Origin of the sequence: Tropicimonas omnivorans (assembly GCF_031846565.1) — a bacterium.
Classification (GTDB): Bacteria; Pseudomonadota; Alphaproteobacteria; order Rhodobacterales; family Rhodobacteraceae; genus Tropicimonas_B; species Tropicimonas_B omnivorans.
Map to the genome: position 1 here is coordinate 1 of NZ_JAVRHL010000015.1, position 1,089 is coordinate 1,089.

Consider the following 1,089-nt stretch of genomic DNA (forward strand, 5'->3'; position numbering starts at 1 on the left):
GGACTTAGCTGCTGTTGTTGCTTAGGCATTACTTTGAAGGCTATCAAAGAAACCCCCGAGGTGCTGCGCGACTGCTTCGGGCGCCTCTTCCGCCATGTGATGTCCGCTCATGATCCTCTGCCGCATGACAATCCTTTCGGCCCATTCGGACCAAGGCTGTGCGGGATCGCCGTAGATGCGTTCCATGTCATCATACGCAGACCAAAGCAGGCCTAGCGGGCATTGCAGACGGCGGCCGGCAGACCTGTCAGCTTCGTCATGGGCATAGTCGAATTCAAGGCCGGCCCTGTAATCGGCGAGCATTCCGCGCACCACGGCCGGATCGCGTGTCGCCGCGCGGTAGTCGGCGGCGTTCATCGGGCCCATTCGCTCTTCTTCGACCGGATACCACAGGTCTGGATCGGCTCGGATCGCCGCTTCCGCCTTCGCGCTCTGTGCGAAGAAGAACCAGTGCCACCAGGACTGAGCGAACCGCCAGTCCGCGCGCGTCAGGGCCTCGTAGATCGGCACCCCGTCCATGATGGCCAAGCCAGCCACGGCGTCGGGGAAATCCATCGCGAGGCGGAAGGCCCGGTAAGAGCCGCGATCGTGACCGGCAACGCCGAACCTGTCGAAGCCCAGCATGTCCATTGCCGCATGCAGCGCCATCGCCTTGGCGCGTCCGGAGGATCCTTCCACGGTTTCGGGTTGATAGCTTTTGCCGAAGCCAGGCAGGTCCGCGCAGACGACCGTGAACCGATCTCTCAGAATGGGCGCGACCCGCCACCACGTCGTGTGGGTTCTCGGGTGGCCGTGTAGAAGGAGAAGGGGAAAACCGGAGCCGATGACGCGCACACAGATGGAGCCGTACGGGGTTTCCAGATGCTTGGCCTCGACGCCTTGGAAGAAGTCGCTCATCAATCGAACCTTTGATTTGTTCTAAATGCTGCTTGCATGCGAACGCTCTGCCCACGGAACCGCCAGGGGTAAATCGGAAATGGCCGAGAAGGGCTCGACGCCGGCATGCGGCGCTGCCGCGTGCTGGAAGCCCAAGTGAGTGGGTCTGCTTGGCAGAGGCGGTCCAAAGCGGACGTCCGTCACCCTGCTCGG

General features: G+C 62.4%; 1 protein-coding gene. It reads right to left on the bottom strand.

All coding sequences use genetic code 11. The features are described 5' to 3' along the window. Positions 1–21: 21 nt before the first annotated feature. The gene (locus RM543_RS18880; RefSeq protein ID WP_311694477.1) at positions 22–897 is read right to left on the bottom strand and encodes an alpha/beta fold hydrolase; all 876 of its coding nucleotides are present in this window, start codon (positions 895–897) and stop codon (positions 22–24) included. Positions 898–1,089 lie beyond the last annotated feature (192 nt).

Coding starts and splice junctions, on each gene's coding strand:
- RM543_RS18880 (WP_311694477.1), bottom strand. CDS start 897: ATGAGCGACTTCTTCCAAGGCGTCGAGGCCAAGCATCTGGAAACCCCG.